At 57.1% G+C, this 1,427-nt stretch carries 1 protein-coding gene; it reads right to left on the reverse strand.

Going from position 1 to position 1,427, the window contains the following annotated elements:
* Window positions 1–258: 258 nt before the first annotated feature.
* Complete coding sequence (locus tag PSUB009319_RS22710) at window positions 259–1,284, reverse strand: IS110 family transposase (RefSeq protein WP_124384422.1); 1,026 nt, start codon at window positions 1,282–1,284, stop codon at window positions 259–261.
* Window positions 1,285–1,427 lie beyond the last annotated feature (143 nt).

Genomic DNA, 1,427 nt, shown 5'->3' on the forward strand with positions numbered 1-1,427 from the left:
AAATCTATGGTCCCCTCCGTTTTTGCAACCCTGATCTTTGACGGTGTGGTTGGCTTGCCAAAATCTATCCGGCGTCATTGAGGGGATGGCTCCCCGCGCCACGATGAGAGTCGCGCCTGACAGTTCTTAAAAGTAGTTCGGCTTCGAGAGCCGATTTGGTGGCCAGGGTGTCTGTCAGGCCGTTGTGCCGTTCACGTCATCAAATTTCAGTCGTCGCAAAACCAGATGGATACGTTGGTACTGTGGTGAATGGAGGGTTCAGGCTGACATGCCGGAGCCCTCCATTTCGAAAGTCGTACCGTGCATCGCAAGTGCCCAGGCAGTTCGCGCCAGCTTGTTCGCAAGCGCACAGGCCACCACGTTGGAATGCCGGCGCGTTAGTAGAGATCGCACCCAGTCGGCCAGCCGCCCCGTCTGCCGGTCCAGGCGCTGCATGTAGGCCCGCGCGCATTGCACCAGCAAACGCCTTAGATTCTTGTCGCCACGCTTGCTGATGCCTAGCAAATTGGCTCGGCCGCCTGTGCTGTACTGCCGTGGTGCAAGGCCGACCGACGCGGCAAAATCTCGGCTGCATCCGTATTGCTGGCCGTCACCCATCTCCGCTGCCAGGACACTTGCCGTAATCGGGCCCACACCCGGAATGCTCAGTAATCTCTGGCCGAGATCGTCGTCCGCCAGTTGCTGGCGAATTTCCTTCTCGATCTCGCCGATCTGCCCATCGAGATACTTGAAATGTGCGTGCAGACGCTCAAGCGTGCTGACTAGATAAGGCGGCAACGCATGTTCAGCCAATACCGCCGGCAAGCGCTTGATGATCGCCAAGCCGGTCGGCAGGCTGATACCGAATTCGAGCAGGAATCCGTGCATCTGATTGATAGCCTTTGTGCGATCGTGCACCAGCGATTCTCGCAGTCTGTGCAGTACCGACAAGGTCTGCTGCGATTCCGTCTTCGGCGTCACGAAACGCATCGACGGACGCGAGGCCGCTTCGCAGATCGCCTCGGCATCCACAAAGTCGTTCTTGTTGCTCTTGACAAACGGTCTCACGAACTGCGGCGAGATGAGTTTGACCTGATGGCCGAAATTCGCCAGCTTGCGGGCTAGGTAATGCGCTCCAGCACAGGATTCCATGACTACCGTGCAAGCATGGAACTTGGCGAAGAATTCGTACAACTGCCTGCGGCTCACCTTCTTGCAAAACACAGCCTTGCCTCGACGATCCTGACCGTGTAGGTGAAACGAGTGCTTGCCCAGATCGATGCCTATCAGCGTTACGCTTTCCATGATGATCTCCCGCGCCAGAAACGAAAACACCCTACAAGCGTATCCGCTCGCAGAGTGGAGGGGACCATCACATTAGTAGTGGGGACCACAGTGGCAACAGAAGCACCCAAGAGACATTCACGCAAAGGCATCCCGAATCACCC

This window comes from Ralstonia sp. SET104 (assembly GCF_003851545.1).
In the GTDB taxonomy this organism is placed as follows: Bacteria; Pseudomonadota; Gammaproteobacteria; order Burkholderiales; family Burkholderiaceae; genus Ralstonia.